Annotated in this window: 12 protein-coding genes; 4 read left to right on the top strand and 8 right to left on the bottom strand. The window is 58.5% G+C overall.

Features of this window, described 5'->3' with window-relative positions:
* Nucleotides 1-134: 134 nt before the first annotated feature.
* Entirely contained in the window at nt 135-1649 is a 1515-nt protein-coding gene (locus BM225_RS01125; RefSeq protein ID WP_083595646.1) for a sensor histidine kinase, read from the bottom strand.
* 684 nt (nt 1650-2333) lie between these two features.
* Between BM225_RS01125 and BM225_RS01115 the strand changes: the two genes are divergently transcribed.
* From BM225_RS01115 to BM225_RS01100, 4 genes are all read left to right on the top strand, one after another.
* Nucleotides 2334-3515: a GAK system CofD-like protein gene (locus BM225_RS01115; RefSeq protein WP_072706113.1), complete on the top strand. Its 1182-nt coding sequence runs from the start codon at nt 2334-2336 to the stop codon at nt 3513-3515.
* A gap of 68 nt (nt 3516-3583) precedes the next feature.
* Complete coding sequence (locus tag BM225_RS01110) at nt 3584-4336, top strand: hypothetical protein (RefSeq protein WP_072706112.1); 753 nt, start codon at nt 3584-3586, stop codon at nt 4334-4336.
* Nucleotides 4333-5304: a glycosyltransferase family 2 protein gene (locus tag BM225_RS01105; protein WP_072706111.1), complete on the top strand. Its 972-nt coding sequence runs from the start codon at nt 4333-4335 to the stop codon at nt 5302-5304. The genes BM225_RS01110 and BM225_RS01105 overlap by 4 nt, the downstream gene beginning before the upstream one ends.
* 138 nt (nt 5305-5442) lie before the next feature.
* Nucleotides 5443-6858, top strand: coding sequence for a DEAD/DEAH box helicase (locus BM225_RS01100; RefSeq protein WP_072706110.1), 1416 nt, complete (start codon nt 5443-5445; stop codon nt 6856-6858).
* 117 nt (nt 6859-6975) lie between these two features.
* Here the strand turns inward: BM225_RS01100 and BM225_RS01095 are convergent, their stop codons facing one another.
* From BM225_RS01095 to nuoK, 7 genes are read right to left on the bottom strand one after another with little or no spacing between them, the layout of a single operon-like run.
* The gene (locus tag BM225_RS01095; protein WP_072706109.1) at nt 6976-8643 is read right to left on the bottom strand and encodes a ribonuclease J; all 1668 of its coding nucleotides are present in this window, start codon (nt 8641-8643) and stop codon (nt 6976-6978) included.
* Nucleotides 8633-9415 (bottom strand): type III pantothenate kinase, encoded by a 783-nt coding sequence (locus tag BM225_RS01090; RefSeq protein WP_072706108.1) that lies wholly within the window; start codon nt 9413-9415, stop codon nt 8633-8635. Before BM225_RS01090 ends, BM225_RS01095 begins: the two co-directional genes overlap by 11 nt.
* Before the next feature lie 12 nt (nt 9416-9427).
* On the bottom strand, nt 9428-10177 hold the full coding sequence (locus BM225_RS01085; protein ID WP_072706107.1) for a biotin--[acetyl-CoA-carboxylase] ligase: 750 nt from the start codon (nt 10175-10177) through the stop codon (nt 9428-9430).
* A 21-nt stretch (nt 10178-10198) separates the two neighbouring features.
* Complete coding sequence (nuoN, locus tag BM225_RS01080; RefSeq protein WP_072706106.1) at nt 10199-11638, bottom strand: NADH-quinone oxidoreductase subunit NuoN; 1440 nt, start codon at nt 11636-11638, stop codon at nt 10199-10201.
* Nucleotides 11639-11651: 13 nt separating this feature from the next.
* Nucleotides 11652-13199, bottom strand: coding sequence for an NADH-quinone oxidoreductase subunit M (locus tag BM225_RS01075; protein ID WP_072706105.1), 1548 nt, complete (start codon nt 13197-13199; stop codon nt 11652-11654).
* A complete protein-coding gene (gene nuoL / locus BM225_RS01070) occupies nt 13199-15328 on the bottom strand; it encodes an NADH-quinone oxidoreductase subunit L (RefSeq protein ID WP_072706104.1) in 2130 nt (709 codons plus the stop codon). Before nuoL ends, BM225_RS01075 begins: the two co-directional genes overlap by 1 nt.
* Nucleotides 15329-15335: 7 nt before the next feature.
* Nucleotides 15336-15641 carry an NADH-quinone oxidoreductase subunit NuoK gene (gene nuoK / locus BM225_RS01065; protein ID WP_072706103.1) on the bottom strand — a complete coding sequence of 102 codons (306 nt, stop codon included), beginning with the start codon at nt 15639-15641 and terminating at the stop codon, nt 15336-15338.
* Nucleotides 15642-15793: the final 152 nt, after the last annotated feature.

Genomic DNA, 15793 nt, shown 5'->3' with positions numbered 1-15793 from the left:
GCAGACCAAATGGATGCAGGAGGAAGCGGTGACCCGCTCCCCCCTTTTGCCGGCGCAGGAGGTCGTGCCGGCGGTGTACCAAGGCCACCAATGACCGCACGCTAACAGACACTCGTGACACACAATCGCTGGGATCAGGCAGAGGCTCGCAGTGGCGGCTGATCCTTCTTGATCCGGATGACGAAACAGGCCCCGCCCAACGTACGCGGGCATTCAGCAGCAATTGTCCCGTTCATCCGCTCGACCAACCGTTTGATGATCGACAGGCCAAGACCGCTGGACCCCGATACATGCTTGGGCTCTGATGTCTCGAAGGGCAAAAAGACTTTGCGGCGCTGTTCTGGCGCAATGCCGCGGCCGTTGTCCTCGAACAGGATTTCGATCCCGTCTGCCTTGTCTGCACCCGTGAACAGCAGAGAGATATCCTCGCGCTGTCCATGCTGGATCGAGTTCTCTATCATATTCTCGACCACCCTCTTGAGCGCCTGCGGATCGGCAGAGACTTCGACCTGATCCAGTCCAACAACCTGCACTCCGGCGCGGCCCTTGAACTGTTCAGCCACACCTTTGATCAGCTGACCGACTTTGATGGGGGTAAAGTCCATCGGTTCGCTCTGACTGTGGATGAAGTGGACGAAGCTGCGGCTCAGGTCCTCGACCCGTTTCAGCGTTTTGAGCAGCAATTCATCAACGGCCTCGTCGGTCATGCCTTTGGCTTGCTTATAGCCCTCTCGCATGGTGATCAGAGTGCGCGCATTGCGGATCGGCGCTTTCAGATCATGAGAGAGCGAACTGACCAGCAAAGACTGGTCCGCGTTTTGCCGCTCGATCATCTTGGCCTGCAATTCGTTTTTGTGCGCAAGGGCTGCATTCTCTGCACCGAACTGCAGGACGCGGGTCAGGCCCATCACCAGCAGCGTGAACATCCCAAAGACAACAAGGCATTCAAGCACATTGTCGGGGTGCGGCACGTTCGAGAACCAACTCAGCAGCAAAAGGACTGCCACAGGCGCCGCTAGGTAATGCTGCCAATCCTTCAGGATCAGGCGCGTTTGACGCACCGCCACGACCCATAGCACGGCCGCAAATGTCAGGATCGTCGCGATCCCCATCCCATTGCCAACGGTCAATTGCAAAATGTGTTCGTCCTCCATCAACAGGTCGATCACGCCATAGAGGGTCAATCCAAGCACGATGAAAAACCGCGCTGGCTGCGCAAAGTCCTGACGGAATCCTGCCAAACGGACCGCGACGAGCATCGCAAAACCAGTTTCCAAAGTCGGCACGCCGGGCAGAGCAACGCCTGCGCGATCCGACAACTGGGTGAACGCAAAGTGGCTAAGAAAAACATTCGAAAGCTGGAACAGCACCACGATCATCGAGATCGCGATCAGTGCATTTCCCGCACATCGCTGCAATTTCTGCAACAACGCGGCATTCGGGCGGTACATCAACGTGCACAGCACGATCAAGAGTACGGCGGCAGTGGCCTCGGTTCGTTCAACACGCGCAAAGAAAGGAAGAACCGTCTCAATCTGCGCGCGCCAGATTTCGAGGTATTGGGAAATCGCAATCACAAAAATCATAAAAGACCAGAACAGATTGTTCTGCTGCGTAGACATACGCTTGAGGAGTTTATGCGTCTTCATACTTTTATACTTGTTCAACCACAGCGCATTCTGGCGGTGCGGCGGGCAATCCGGCTTTTAAGTTATGTTCAGGACAGCCCACTTGAGGGAAAGGCAGCACAGACAGCACTGGGCAATGAGGGGAGAATGTCATCGGCGGGCTCGGGAGTGATCCAATTCCACCAAGGACGGCACAGTTCAGTTGGGGCCAATTTCGTGCCCATATTGTATGTAGACCTTCTGATCTATCTTGGTTTTGTATACATGACGTTGCATTTCGGTCCGATAGTTTCGCATCACTTACAAAAGTCTTAACGGCAAAATCGCGAGATAGTTTCACCAAACTACCAACCTCATCCCATTGATAACAAAATATCTTTTGATGTACGACCATCGTCCCACCAGAACCGTTAGCGCTACCGCATTGATACAAAACGAAGATTTGCCCAACAGTTGAGAATTCTCCCACTTTGGTCTGAGATTGTTTTTTAATCACTTGGTCCAAACTTCCGAACCTCGCGGTCTCCGATCCTGCTTTTTACGACAGCCAGGGTCCGTACACGGCCCCCTACGATTCCGACTGGCGCGTCCGAAATTCGCCAAGACCTGCCGGAAATCACTGGCCATTCCGATGACGCTTGCACTGGTGTGACCACCTGCCTAGAACTTTTGCATTGGTTTATTTTGTCTTAGGTCATTTCCGATATGGCGCCTCTCACCATACAACGCAGCGCTTCGGTTCCCGATGAACTGCGCGTTGCGCGCTGTCTGAGTGCCCCGCACCGTGGCCCGAGACTGGTGTTTTTCAGTGGTGGCAGTGCGCTGAACGGTATCTCGCGCCGATTAAAGCGGTACACCCACAACTCGGCCCACCTGATTACCCCGTTTGACAGTGGCGGCAGTTCCGAAGTGCTGCGCAACGCCTTTGCCATGCCCGCCGTTGGTGACCTGCGCAGCCGCCTTATGGCCTTGGCCGAGGAAACAGATCTGGGTCAGCCAGATATCGTGCGGCTCTTTTCCCATCGCTTTCCCGTAGATGCAGCCCCTGCTGTGCTAGAGAGCGAGGTGGAGCAAGTGCTGGCGGGCGAACACCCCTTGGTCCGCGCTGTGCCGCAGCCCATGCGGATGCTTGTTGTGTCACACCTGCAGTCCTTTGCCCAACACGCGCCCGTAGACTTTGACTATGCTGGCGGCAGTGTTGGCAATCTGGTCATAGCGGGGGGCTATCTGGCGAACGAACGCCTGCTCGAGCCCGTTCTTTTCATGATGTCCAAAATGATGGATGTGCTTGGCACGGTCCGGTCGGTCGTGGACGTCAACCTGCATATCGGAGCAGAGTACGCAGATGGGCGCGTGGTCATCGGTCAAAAAGAGATCACCGGCAAAGAGCTGCCCCCGCCCGAAGAACGCATCCAGCGCCTGTTTCTGTCCGACGGCATGACCGAAGTGCCCAGAGCAGAGATCATCCTGCCAAAGCGCAATCGCCGCTTGATCCAAAAGGCCGATCTGATCTGCTATCCTCCGGGCAGCCTGTTTTCCTCGGTGGGCGCGAACCTTTTGCCTGCACGTGTCGGCCAAGAGATCGCCGCAACGCAAGTGCCTAAGGTCTACGTCCCCAGCTTGGGCTGCGATCCCGAAAGCTATGGTATGAGCCTGTGCGAACAGGTGGGTGCGCTGCTCGACATTCTTTGGTCAGATGCGGGCCCAGAGGTGCCAGCGACCGCGCTCATGACCCACGTGATCTGCGACAGCTCTGTGCCGACCTCGGAATGTGATGCTGTCATCGAACGGTTCGGCATTCCCTGCGTGCCCCTGCCCGTGGCCGATGAAACAGGCAAGCGCTACGATGCGACGTCCTTTTGTGAAATGTTGGTGTCACTGGTTTAGGGCGCTGAAAATCGACCGCCATTCGATTGCCCCTTGCGTCACGAGACACGGCAGACCACCATACCGATATGGTCAAAGAGCTTACATATCCTGATGGATTCGAAGGGATTATTGCCCGCTGGGAAGAGCGCCGTGATCCCCTGACTGCGCGCGAGGGCGAAGGTTTGCCACAGCTGGATTGCGATCTGGATGCTTTGGCGACAGGCACGATGCCTGATCCGCCGGAGCCTTTAATCAAGCCAGCGTCAAGCTATGCTTTCAAGGCCCATGCACTGGCAACCGAGCTCGCTGGAGCCTCTCGCCTTGCACATCTGAACGCGCTGCTCATCGCGCACCTGCGCCGCCATGCGTGGCCCGATCATGCCCCCGCCCTTTTCTGTCGTATCTGGGAGGAGCACGCAGCAACCCTGTTGCAAGAGCTAAATGCCAGATGGTTGGTGTCGTCTCTTCAGACCTTCGCCGACCATGGCCAAACAGAGACGCAACGACGTGTTGGTGCCAGCCTTGGCCTGCTTTTTTCGATGATGAAGCTGTACGAATTCGAACGCACCTTCAGCGGCACTCCACCCGAAGAGCCCTATCGTTTGGGCAAACGCGCCAAAGTCCCCCTGCCGATGGAAATGGACGACTTCTCGCTGAAATCGGGCGGTCTGGACTACAACACCCTCGCTCCGCTGTGGCGCGACGCGGGCTCTGATCCAGTCATCGCCCCACTGGCACATCACTTGCTGGATATGCTGAACCGCGATCCCGGCACGCTCTTTCGCCGCATCCAAACCATGAGAGAGCGCATCGCGCGCCGAGAGGAGCGCGGCACATGACACGTTGGGGGATTGTGGCGACCGTCAAAGCCACCGCCAAAGAGATCATGAGCTTTGCCGCCTATCACATAGAATTGGGCGTCGACGAACTGCACCTCTATCTGGACGCCCCCTGCCCCCGCGCAGAGGCTGCGCTCGTGGACCACCCCCGCGTCAAACTCATCCAGACTGACGAGAAATACTGGCGGATGCGCCGCCCTCGCGAAGAGCACCAGCGCCCGCCAAAGCATCAATCTCGCCAATTCGCGAACGCCAAATGGGCCTATATGCATAATGACGTCGACTGGTTGATCCATATCGACGTGGACGAGTTCCTCTGGGCCGAGAAAGATGTGCGCAGTCAGTTGGACGCCCTGCCCGAAAGCGCCCTTTGTGCGCGCATTCATCCGCTCGAGGCGCTTTCGACCGAAGGGCAAGGCTCCTTTGATGGGGCCATCCCTTTCAAATCTGCCGCTCTGGCTTGGGAACAGCGCCGAGCAGAAACGCGCGAGATCTATCCAACCTATGGGACTTTCCTGAATGGAGGATTTTTGTCCCATATCATGGGCAAAATGGCCGTGCGCACCAAACAGCCCGATATGATGGTCCGGATTCACAACGTCGTCATGGATGGGGTCGAAAACCCGGGCGAAGCAGCACTCCCCGAGCTGACACTCTGCCATCTGCACGCGCATTCTTGGGATCAATGGCGCAAGTCTTTGAACTATCGCCGCCGCAAAGGTTCCTACCGCCCGGAACTGGCCTCGCCCGTCGCGCCCCTCGGCACTCAAAACGCGCTCAACATGAACCAACTCTTCGAGATGATCGAGCAACACGGCGGCGATGATGCCCTGCGCGGGTTCTTTGAAGAGGTCTGCCTTGCCACCCCAGAGCTACGTGCACGGCTGGATTCGTTCGGCAGGCTTCATATGCGCAATCTGGACCTACAGGGCGCCAGAGAGCGCCAATTTGGCCGCGAATGGGCCTAAAGCACCGCTCTCATTGACCGCAAACGCTTTTTCCGCTATGCCGCCCTCGGAAACAGCCCTCACCGGAGGGCGTTTGGCGCAAATCGCGCCTCCTGAAACCGCTACGGGCCGAGACGCGTCCGTAAACCACGGATACACATGACGAAATTTTCTGACCTGTCGCTCGACCCGAAAGTCCTGAAAGCTATTGAAGAGGCCGGCTACGAAACGCCGACCCCGATTCAGGCCGGAGCGATTCCGCCCGCTCTCGAAGGGCGAGACGTTCTTGGGATCGCCCAAACAGGCACAGGCAAGACCGCCAGCTTCACGCTGCCGATGATCACCTTGCTTGGCAAGGGCCGCGCGCGTGCACGCATGCCCCGTTCCTTGGTTTTGGCGCCGACCCGCGAACTGGCGGCACAGGTGGCCGAGAACTTCGACACCTATACCAAGCACATGAAGCTGACCAAAGCTCTGCTGATTGGTGGCGTATCGTTTAAGGAACAAGAAGCCCTGATCGACAAGGGCGTCGACGTTCTGATCGCGACCCCCGGCCGTCTGCTCGACCATTTTGAGCGTGGCAAGCTGCTGTTGACCGGCGTGCAAATCATGGTGGTGGACGAAGCTGACCGTATGCTCGACATGGGTTTCATCCCCGACATCGAACGCATCTTCAGCCTGACGCCTTTTACCCGCCAGACCCTGTTCTTCTCGGCGACCATGGCGCCAGAAATCGAACGGATCACCAACACCTTCCTTTCGGCCCCTGCCAAGGTTGAAGTGGCCCGTCAGGCCACTGCGTCCGAGCGGATTGCGCAGAACGTCTGCATCTTTGAAGGGGCCAAGCGCGACCGTTCCGGCACTCGCAAGCGCGCCCTGCTGCGCAAACTGATCGATGCCGAAGGCGAAAGCGTCGACAATGCCGTGATTTTCTGCAACCGCAAGTCGGACGTGGATATCGTTTCGAAGTCGCTCAAAAAGTATGGCTACGACGCCGCGCCGATCCATGGTGATCTTGACCAGTCGCAGCGGAACCGTACGCTGGATGATTTCCGCGAAGGCAAGATCAAGTTCCTCGTAGCCTCTGATGTGGCTGCGCGCGGTCTCGACGTTCCAAGCGTGACCCATGTGTTCAATTTTGACGTTCCGACCCACGCGGAGGACTATGTCCACCGCATCGGCCGGACTGGCCGCGCAGGCCGTGATGGCAAAGCTGTCATGATCAGCGAGCCCCGCGACGACAAGAACTTGGCTGCAATCGAAGCGCTGCTGCAAAAAGAAATTCCGCGTCTGGAAAACCCGCTCGCGGACGAACCAGAAGAGCAAACCAAAGAGCCGCGCAACAGCCGCTCCAAGTCGCGCTCGGATGATCGCCCCAAGGCAGCGGCAGAGGCCGCACCCGAAGAGCAGCCCAAGCGCAACCCGCGCAGCAGCAAGTCGCGCAAGCGTGGCGGCAGCCCTGCCGATCAAGTGGCCGAGAGCAACAAAGGCCGCGGCGTGATCGTTGGCATGGGCGACCACATGCCGAGCTTCATCGCCATGAGCTTTGACGAGCGCCGCGCAGCCGGCCTCTGATCAAGCCACCAAAGTGAAACACAGAAAGCGCCCCCGTTTCGGGAGGCGCTTTTTTCTTGTCCGTGTCTCTTGCACAAGGCCCGTGAAAAAGGCCGCCAGAGGCGACCTTTTCTAATCTTATGCGAGGCGGCTGATGACCACGGTGACTTCGGGCTTCTTGCCGATCTCATCCAGAGCGGACTTGCGGGCGGCTCGGCGCAACGCCTCTTCCAGCGCGTCGTCATCGACCAAGGTTTTGTTCCCTGCCCGTCCGATGGCTTGCGAAAGGTCTTCCTCCAGAACGTCCACAAGCGGCACGCCGCTGCGACCCATCTGCGGCAAGCCCTTGATTTCGCACCAAGGTTCGCCAAGAGGTTCATCCTCTTCGTCCATGATCACCGTCACAGTGACATGTCCGTTCAACGCCATGCGGATACGATCGCGGACGATCCCGTCCATCGCGCCGATCTGAACCGAGCCGTCCAAATAAGTGCGGCCAGTGTCGATGTATTCAGCAACCTTGGGCGCGTCGCCAGTCAGGTCGAGCATCATGCCATTGACCGCGACGATCCCTTGCAGACCACGCTCGGCGGCGACCTTCACATGCTCTCGCAGGTGGCGGTGCTCACCGTGCATCGGAACCAGCATCTGGGGTTTCACCAGATCATGCATGGTGACCAAATCGGGGCGGTTCGCGTGGCCCGACACGTGATAAAGACCACCAGCGTCGTCTACAATGTCCACGCCCATTTCCGAGAACTGGTTCATGATGCGGATCACGCCGCGCTCATTGCCCGGAATGACTTTGGACGAAAAGAGGAAGGTATCGCCCTCTTTCATAGTCAGGCCCAGATACTTGCCTTGCGCCAGCTGCGCGGTCGCGGCGCGGCGTTCGCCCTGCGACCCGGTCACGATCAGCATCAGGTTCTCGCGCGGGATGCTGTTGGCATCCTCGGCGCTTACCGTCTTGGGGAAATCGGTCAGAATGCCGGTTTGCACGCCCGTTTCGACCATGCGACGCATAGCGCGCCCCAGCAGACAGATCGAACGCCCCGCAGCCTGACCCGCTGTCGCAAGCGACTGGAGACGCGCGATGTTTGACGCGAAAGTGGTCGCAACGACCATGCCTTTCTGCGCCGCGATCAACTCTTCGAGGTTCGGCTTCAGGGTTGCTTCGGAACGGCCGGGATTGTCACTGAACACGTTGGTGCTGTCACACATCAGCGCCTTGACACCGGATGCGCCGATCTCGGCCCACATCTGATGATCAAAAGGCTCGCCAATGACCGGTGTGGTGTCGATCTTGAAATCGCCCGAATGCACGATCCGGCCTGCGGGGGTGTCGATCACGAGACCCGAGCTTTCGGGGATCGAGTGCGAAATCGGGGCAAAGCTGACCTTGAACGGACCAATCTCGGTCGTCTCGGGATAAGCCGACGCAGTACGCACCGCGCCTTCGTGCACGCCGTACTCGGCCAACTTGTGACGGGCGATCGCGGCGGTAAAGGCCCGCGCGTAAATCGGCGCGCCGAGGCGGCTGTACAGGTGACCCACCGCGCCCACGTGGTCTTCGTGCGCGTGGGTGATAAAGATCGCATCCAGCTGGTTCTTGCGTTCTTCGAGCCACTGGATGTCGGGCATGATCAGGTCGACACCGGGGGTGCTGTCCATGTCCGGAAAGGTCACACCCAGATCAACGAGGATCAGGCGCTCGTTGTCCTTGGGGCCATAGCCGTACACATAGGCGTTCATCCCGATCTCCCCCGCGCCACCGAGGGGAAGATAGATCAGTCTCTCACTGCTCAAGCGTTTTATCCTTGTTGTAGTCGTGGATGACGGTCAGGCCGTGCATCGTCAAAAATTCATCAAACACGTCAAATAGGGTATCACCCTGCTGGAACAAGGGTGCAAGCCCACCCGTGGCAATTACTTTCATCGGGCGCGCTCTTTCTGCCTTGATCCGGCTGGTTATGCCGCTGACCAGACCAACATAGCCCCAAAAAACGCCGGATTGCATACACGCCACCGTGTTTGTCCCGATTACAAGATCGGGCTTGCTGACATCCACATGGGGCAATGCGGCGGCGGCTTGGTGCAGCGCCTCAAGGCTCAGGTTCACACCGGGGGCGATGACACCACCGATATACGCGCCATCCGTATCCACCACGTCAAAGGTCGTCGCCGTCCCGAAATCCACCACGATCAGATCGCCGCCGTAGCGGTCATACCCCGCAACCGTATTCACCAGACGGTCAGGGCCCACTTGGGTCCCTGCATCGACACGTGCCTCGACCGGAAGCTCACAGCCCGGTTTGCCGACAACCAGCGGTCGGGTGTTGAAATACCGGTCTGCAAAGACACGAAGGTTGAAAACAACCCGCGGCACAGTGGTCGAGATAATCACATCGGTGATGTCAGCCTCGATCCCGCGGTGCTTCATCAGCGTGGTCAGCCAGACATAGTACTGATCAGCAGTCCGTTGGTGTTCGGTGGCGGTGCGCCATGTGGCAATAAATTCGCTGCCATCCCAGATCGAAAACACGGTGTTTGTGTTTCCGCAGTCAATCGCAAGGAGCATACGCTGGTCCTCTTAGAAAAAGACGTCGGCAGCGGGGATCGCTTCGCGCCCCTGTGCGGTCCTTAGAACCAGGTTGCCGTGTTCGTCCAAAGTCTCGAATGTGCCGACTCGCTCGGTATTGCCGGTGCGGGCGGTAATGACTTCGCCAAGCTTCGCCGCTCGGGCCAGCCACGCTTGGCGGATGGGCTCAAAGCCATAGGTCTGAAATTGGGTCTCGTAGGCCGCGTAGGCTATGGCCAGCGCCTCAAGGAATTCTTCAGGGGTTACGTGCGCGCCGGTCTCTGACATCAGAGACACAGGACGGACAGCGCGTTCCTCAAGTTGGGCGGGATCGGGCGCGGCAATCAGGTTCACACCGATACCCACCGCCAAGTAACTCACGCCGTGAAAGACCCCTAATGACTCGAGCAAAATGCCAGCGACTTTGCCGCCATTCAGCAGCACATCATTAGGCCACTTCAGCGAGAATGCCTCGGGCCGACCGCTGACCGTCACGAAAGCCTCGTGCAGCGCCAGTGCCGCAACAAAGGACCGCAGGGCCGTCAGATGCGGGGCCTCGGTCGGGCGCAGCAGCAGGGTCGCTGCGAAATTTCCGGGGGGATTAGCCCATACCCTGCCACGCCGACCGCGTCCGGCGGTCTGCTCTCGCGCAAGGATCCATGTGGGTTGAGTCATTTCGGTCGCGGTCCGCGCCGCTTCGGCGTTGGTGCTGTCTACGGTAGACAGCACCCGCCGTGCGTATTCAACGGGCCAGCCGCTCATGCACTCTGGCCCGCGATCATATTAGTTGACCAGCGACGCGGCTGCCGCCGCAGCTGCACCGTCGATGCCGAACATGTTCAGCAGGACTGCGGCAATCATCACAACAGCCGAACCAACCAGCAGACCCGACAGGATGGGGTTGCGGGGGGCGTCCAGCTCTTCGGTTTCTTCGCCAAAGTACATGAAGAACACGATGCGCAGGTAGTAGTAGGCACCGATCACAGATGCGACCACACCAGCCACGGCCAGCCACGCCAGACCACCTTCGTAAGCGGCACGCAGAACGTAGAGCTTACCGAAGAAGCCGAGCATCGGGGGCACGCCAGCCAAGCTGAACATCAGCACGAGCAACGAGAATGCGCGACCGGGTGCATAGCTGGACAGGTTGCTGAGCGATTTGATGTCGGTCACTGGGGTGCCGTTGCGCTCCATCGACAGGATGAAGGCAAAGGTGCCGACGTTCATGGTGACGTAGATCGCCATGTAAACCAACATCGATTCAACACCAAGCGCGGTACCCGACGCCAGACCCATCAGGGCATAGCCCATATGAGCGATCGACGAGTAGGCCATCAGACGCTTGATGTTCGACTGACCAATGGCAGCGATCGAGCCAAGGAACATCGACAGAACCGCGAGGAACGCGATGACCTGCTGCCAGTCGCCTACAGCACCGCCAAAGGCATCGTGCATGACGCGCGCGAACAGACCCATCGCAGCCATCTTGGGCGCGGTCGCGAAGAACGCGGTGACGGGGGTCGGCGAACCTTCGTAGACGTCAGGGGTCCACATGTGGAACGGAACTGCCGACACCTTGAATGCCAGACCCGAGGTGATGAACACCAGACCGAACAGTACGCCGAGCGACAGATGATCGCCCTGCACCGCCTGAATGATGCCCGAGAACGATGTGGTGCCCGAGAAGCCATAGGTCAGCGATGCACCGTAGAGCAGCAGACCGGAGCTAAGCGCGCCGAGTACAAAGTACTTCATGCCCGCTTCGGTCGACTTTGCGCTGTCGCGGCGCAGAGATGCCACAACGTACAGAGCCAGCGATTGCAGCTCGAGACCCATGTAAAGCGCGATCAGGTCACCAGCAGAGACCATCACCATCATACCCACCGCAGAGAGCGAAACGAGGATCGGGTATTCGAAGCGCAGGATGTCCCGGCGCTTCATGTATTCCTGGCTCATGACCAAGACGATGGCCGCCGAGATCAGGATCACGACTTTGGAGAAACGGGCAAAGCCGTCATTGATGAAAGTGCCGTCGAACGCGATCTGGGTGGTTGCGTCCCCCAGACCGATCCACGCGGCCAGCACCAGCATCACGGCGCTGGTCAGCCAGACCAGAGCGGATGCCATTTTGTCCTTGCCGGTGTAGACGGCAGCGAGCAGCGCAGCCAGAGCGAACAGCGACAAGAGGATTTCGGGCAGAAGGATTGCTAGGTCAGCCTGCATCGGGCCACCCTCCTCAGTGTTGGGCCACTTGGCCGGCGGTTTCGTGGGAAACCGCTGCCAGTGCCGTGTCGTAGTTGTCGATCAGAGCCGAAACGCTCGGCCCGATGATGTCGGTGATCAGTGCGGGGTACACACCCAGCAGGATCGTCATGATGATCAGCGGCGCGAAAATCGCGCGCTCGCGGGTCGACATGTCGGTGATCGCCTTCAGGCTTTCCTTGATCAGTGCGCCCATGACAACGCGGCGGTACAGCCACAGCGCATAAGCCGCCGAGAAGATCACGCCCGATGCGGCCACAGCGGCAACCCAGGTATTCTCTTGGAAAATGCCCATGAGGACGAGGAATTCACCGATGAAGCCAGAGGTGCCCGGCAAACCCACGTTCGCCATGGTGAACAGCATGAACACCAGCGCGTATTTGGGCATACGGTTCACAAGGCCACCGTAGGCGTCGATCTCGCGGGTGTGCATACGGTCGTAGATCACACCGACGCAGAGAAAGAGCGCGCCAGAGATAAAGCCGTGCGACAGCATCTGGAAGATCGCACCGTCGATACCCTGCTGGTTCGCAGCAAAGATACCCATGGTCACGTAGCCCATGTGCGCAACCGACGAGTACGCGATCAGCTTTTTCATGTCTTCTTGCACCAGCGCGACCAGCGAGGTGTAGACGATCGCGATGGCCGACATCCAGAAAACCACGGGGGTCAGGATCTCCGCCCCAACGGGGAACATCGGCAGGCTGAAGCGCAGGAAGCCGTAGCCACCCATTTTCAGCAGGATCGCTGCCAGAACAACCGAGCCAGCGGTCGGTGCCTGAACGTGCGCGTCGGGCAACCATGTGTGGACGGGCCACATCGGCATCTTCACCGCGAAGGACGCGAAGAAGGCGATGAACATCAGTGTCTGCATGCCGCCGATGATCTGGAAGCCGAAGAGGTTCAGCGTTTCAGAGGCAAAGGTGTGGTTCAGCAGGGTCGGAATGTCGGTGGTGCCCGCGTCGGTATACATTGCAACCATCGCCACCAGCATCAGCACCGAACCAAAGAAGGTGTAGAGGAAGAACTTGAACGATGCGTAGATGCGGTTCGCGCCACCCCAGATCCCGATGATCAGAAACATGGGGATCAGCGACGCTTCGAAGAACAGGTAGAACAGAACCAGATCCAGCGAAACGAACACGCCGATCATCAGGGTTTCCAGCGCAAGGAACGCAATCATGTATTCCTTGACGCGCTTGGAGACGTCCCAGCTGCAGGCAATAACCAGCGGCATGATGAAAGTGGTCAGCAGGACGAACAGAACCGAAATTCCGTCGACGCCCACTTTGTATTTCAGGCCCAAGAGCCAATCACGCTCTTCGACATACTGGAAACCGGTGTTCGCAGGGTCGAATTCCGCCAGAATGAAGAGCGAGATCAGGAAAGTGACAGCGGTCGCGACCAGCGCCAGCCATTTGGCATTGCGCTGTGCCGCCTCGTCATTGCCCCTGAGGAAGACGGCGAGAACAATTGCCGCCACCAGAGGCAAGAAGGTTACGATTGAGAGTAGGTTTCCCATTAATTCGCTCCCCCGGTGAGCGTCATCCAGGTGATTAGTACGGCGATACCCAGCACCATGGCGAAGGCATAGCCAAAGATGTAGCCAGACTGCGCACGGCCAGCGAGGCGGGTGAAGAAGGGAATGATACCCATCGCCAGACCATTGATGGCCCCGTCGATGACCGTCCCGTCACCCTTCTTCCAGAAGAAGCGGCCGATGGCTTTGGCAGGCTGAACGAAGATGAAATCGTAGATTTCGTCGAAGTACCATTTGTTCAGCAAGAACTGGTAGAGCGGGCGCTGGTTTGCAGCCAGACGGCCAGGCAGCGACGGGTTGATCAGGTAGAACCAGACCGCCATCAGCAGACCACCGAGCATTGCGACAAAGGGGCTAACCTTGACCCAAGCCGGAACAGCGTGCGCGTCATCCAACACAGTGTTGTCTGCACCGATGTAGATCGCGCCCTCGCCCGGCTGACCTGTGAATGCATAGTGATGCTCGCCCTCGGCCGCGTCGCCATGATGCTCTTCGGCTTCGGCGGCGTGATCATCCGCAGCGTGGGTTTCGTCCGTGTGACCATCCATCTCGTGCTCACCCTCGGCAGCATGCGCCGAAGCCTCTGCGACGGGGATGCCAAAGAACTTACCAACCTGATCAGCGTGACCAAAGAAGCTGTTGTACCAGAGCATACCAGCAAAGACCGCACCAAGGCTCAGGACACCAAGCGGAACCAGCATGACCATCGGGCTCTCGTGAGCGTGGTCGTGGGTGTGCTTGTCGCCGCGGGGCTTGCCGTAGAAGGTCAGGAAGATCAGACGCCAGCTGTAGAACGAGGTGAACGCGGCGGCGATGACCAGCATCCAGAAGGCATACATGTTGCCGCCCGCAAATGCGCTTTCGATGATCGCGTCTTTGGACAGGAAGCCAGCGAAACCGATGTGGGTCAGCGGGATACCAACGCCTGTGATGGCGAGTGTACCGATCATCATTGCGTAGAAGGTCATGGGGATCTTCTTACGCAGACCACCGTAGTTCATCATGTCCTGCTCGTGGTGCATCGCGTGGATGACCGAGCCGGCGCCAAGGAACAGCATTGCTTTGAAGAAGGCGTGCGTGAACAGGTGGAACATGGCCGGACCGTAAGCGCCTACACCAGCGGCAACAAACATGTACCCGAGCTGCGAACAGGTCGAGTACGCAATCACGCGCTTAATGTCGGTTTGAACCAGACCGATGGTCGCCGCAAAGAACGCGGTGGTGCCACCCAGGAAAGTAATGAAGGTCGTCGCGTTGGGCGCGAATTCCATGATCGGCGACATACGGCAGACCAGGAAAACACCCGCGGTCACCATGGTCGCCGCGTGGATCAGAGCCGACACAGGTGTCGGGCCTTCCATCGCGTCGGGCAGCCAGGTGTGCAGCAGCAACTGAGCCGACTTACCCATCGCGCCGATGAACAGCAGGAAGGCAATGATCTCGGCCGCGTTCCAGTCCTGCCAGAGGAAAGTGATCGTGGTCTGCGAGATGGTCTCGGCGTTAGCGAAGATGTCGTTGAAGTTGATGCTGTCGGTCAGCATGAACAGCGCGAAGATGCCCAGAGCAAAACCGAAGTCACCAACACGGTTCACAACGAACGCTTTCATAGCTGCCGCGTTTGCCGAAGGCTTGCGGAAGTAGAAGCCGATCAGCAGGTACGAGGCCAGACCCACGCCTTCCCAGCCGAAGAACATCTGAACGAGGTTCGAGGCGGTGACGAGCATCAGCATCGCAAAGGTGAACAGCGACAGGTACGCAAAGAAGCGCGCCTTGTAGTGCTCGTGGTGGAAATTCTCATCATGCGCCATATATCCAAGGCTATAAAGGTGCACGAGCGACGAGACGCTGGTGATCACGATCAGCATGATCGCGGTCAAGCGGTCCAAACGGATGGCCCAAGATGTATCGAGCGAGCCGGACTGGATCCAGCGCAGCACATTGATGGTCTCGGTGGTGCCATCGAAGCTAAGAAATACGATCCACGACAGGAGTGCGGTAAAGAACAGCATGCCCGTTGCGAAATAACAGGCGATCTGCTCGCCGATGAAGCGCCAGCCGAAGCCGGCGACAATCGCCCCCACTAGCGGGGCAAAGAGAATGATGGTTTCCATTGGCCCCTTAGCCTTTCATCACGTTGACGTCTTCCACGGCGATGGTGCCGCGGTTCCGGAAGAAGCAGACCAGAATGGCCAGACCAATCGCGGCCTCGGCTGCAGCAACCGTGAGGATGAAGAGTGTGAAGACCTGTCCGACGAGATCGCCCAAGTGGCTGGAGAAAGCCACCATGTTGATGTTCACGGCCAGCAGCATCAGTTCGATCGACATCAGCAGAATGATGACGTTCTTCCGGTTGAGGAAGAGGCCGAAGATGCCAATGACGAACAGCGTCGCCGCGACCACCAGGTAATGTTCCAAACCAATCATGTCGTCCCTCGGGTCTTGTCCTTGGTGGTGCCCGCCGTACATTGCGGCGGACGTTTCAGTTCTTGGGGTGGGCGCCGGCCTTAGCCGACGCGCCGTCTATTTCTAAACCAGCGCAACCCAATCCATGTTGCACCCGCTTTCAGAGCCCACAT

The organism is Donghicola eburneus (genome assembly GCF_900115865.1).
Classification (GTDB): domain Bacteria; phylum Pseudomonadota; class Alphaproteobacteria; order Rhodobacterales; family Rhodobacteraceae; genus Donghicola; species Donghicola eburneus.
Note: the sequence above shows the minus strand (reverse complement) of the source record. Positions and strands in the feature narration are given on the sequence as shown.

Excerpts from the sequence above, each read along its gene's own strand:
- BM225_RS01125 (WP_083595646.1), bottom strand. The coding sequence starts at position 1,649 with ATGAAGACGCATAAACTCCTCAAGCGTATGTCTACGCAGCAGAACAAT.
- BM225_RS01115 (WP_072706113.1), top strand. The coding sequence starts at position 2,334 with ATGGCGCCTCTCACCATACAACGCAGCGCTTCGGTTCCCGATGAACTG.
- BM225_RS01110 (WP_072706112.1), top strand. The coding sequence starts at position 3,584 with ATGGTCAAAGAGCTTACATATCCTGATGGATTCGAAGGGATTATTGCC.
- BM225_RS01105 (WP_072706111.1), top strand. The coding sequence starts at position 4,333 with ATGACACGTTGGGGGATTGTGGCGACCGTCAAAGCCACCGCCAAAGAG.
- BM225_RS01100 (WP_072706110.1), top strand. The coding sequence starts at position 5,443 with ATGACGAAATTTTCTGACCTGTCGCTCGACCCGAAAGTCCTGAAAGCT.
- BM225_RS01090 (WP_072706108.1), bottom strand. The coding sequence starts at position 9,415 with ATGCTCCTTGCGATTGACTGCGGAAACACAAACACCGTGTTTTCGATC.
- BM225_RS01085 (WP_072706107.1), bottom strand. The coding sequence starts at position 10,177 with ATGAGCGGCTGGCCCGTTGAATACGCACGGCGGGTGCTGTCTACCGTA.
- nuoN (WP_072706106.1), bottom strand. The coding sequence starts at position 11,638 with ATGCAGGCTGACCTAGCAATCCTTCTGCCCGAAATCCTCTTGTCGCTG.
- BM225_RS01075 (WP_072706105.1), bottom strand. The coding sequence starts at position 13,199 with ATGGGAAACCTACTCTCAATCGTAACCTTCTTGCCTCTGGTGGCGGCA.
- nuoL (WP_072706104.1), bottom strand. The coding sequence starts at position 15,328 with ATGGAAACCATCATTCTCTTTGCCCCGCTAGTGGGGGCGATTGTCGCC.
- nuoK (WP_072706103.1), bottom strand. The coding sequence starts at position 15,641 with ATGATTGGTTTGGAACATTACCTGGTGGTCGCGGCGACGCTGTTCGTC.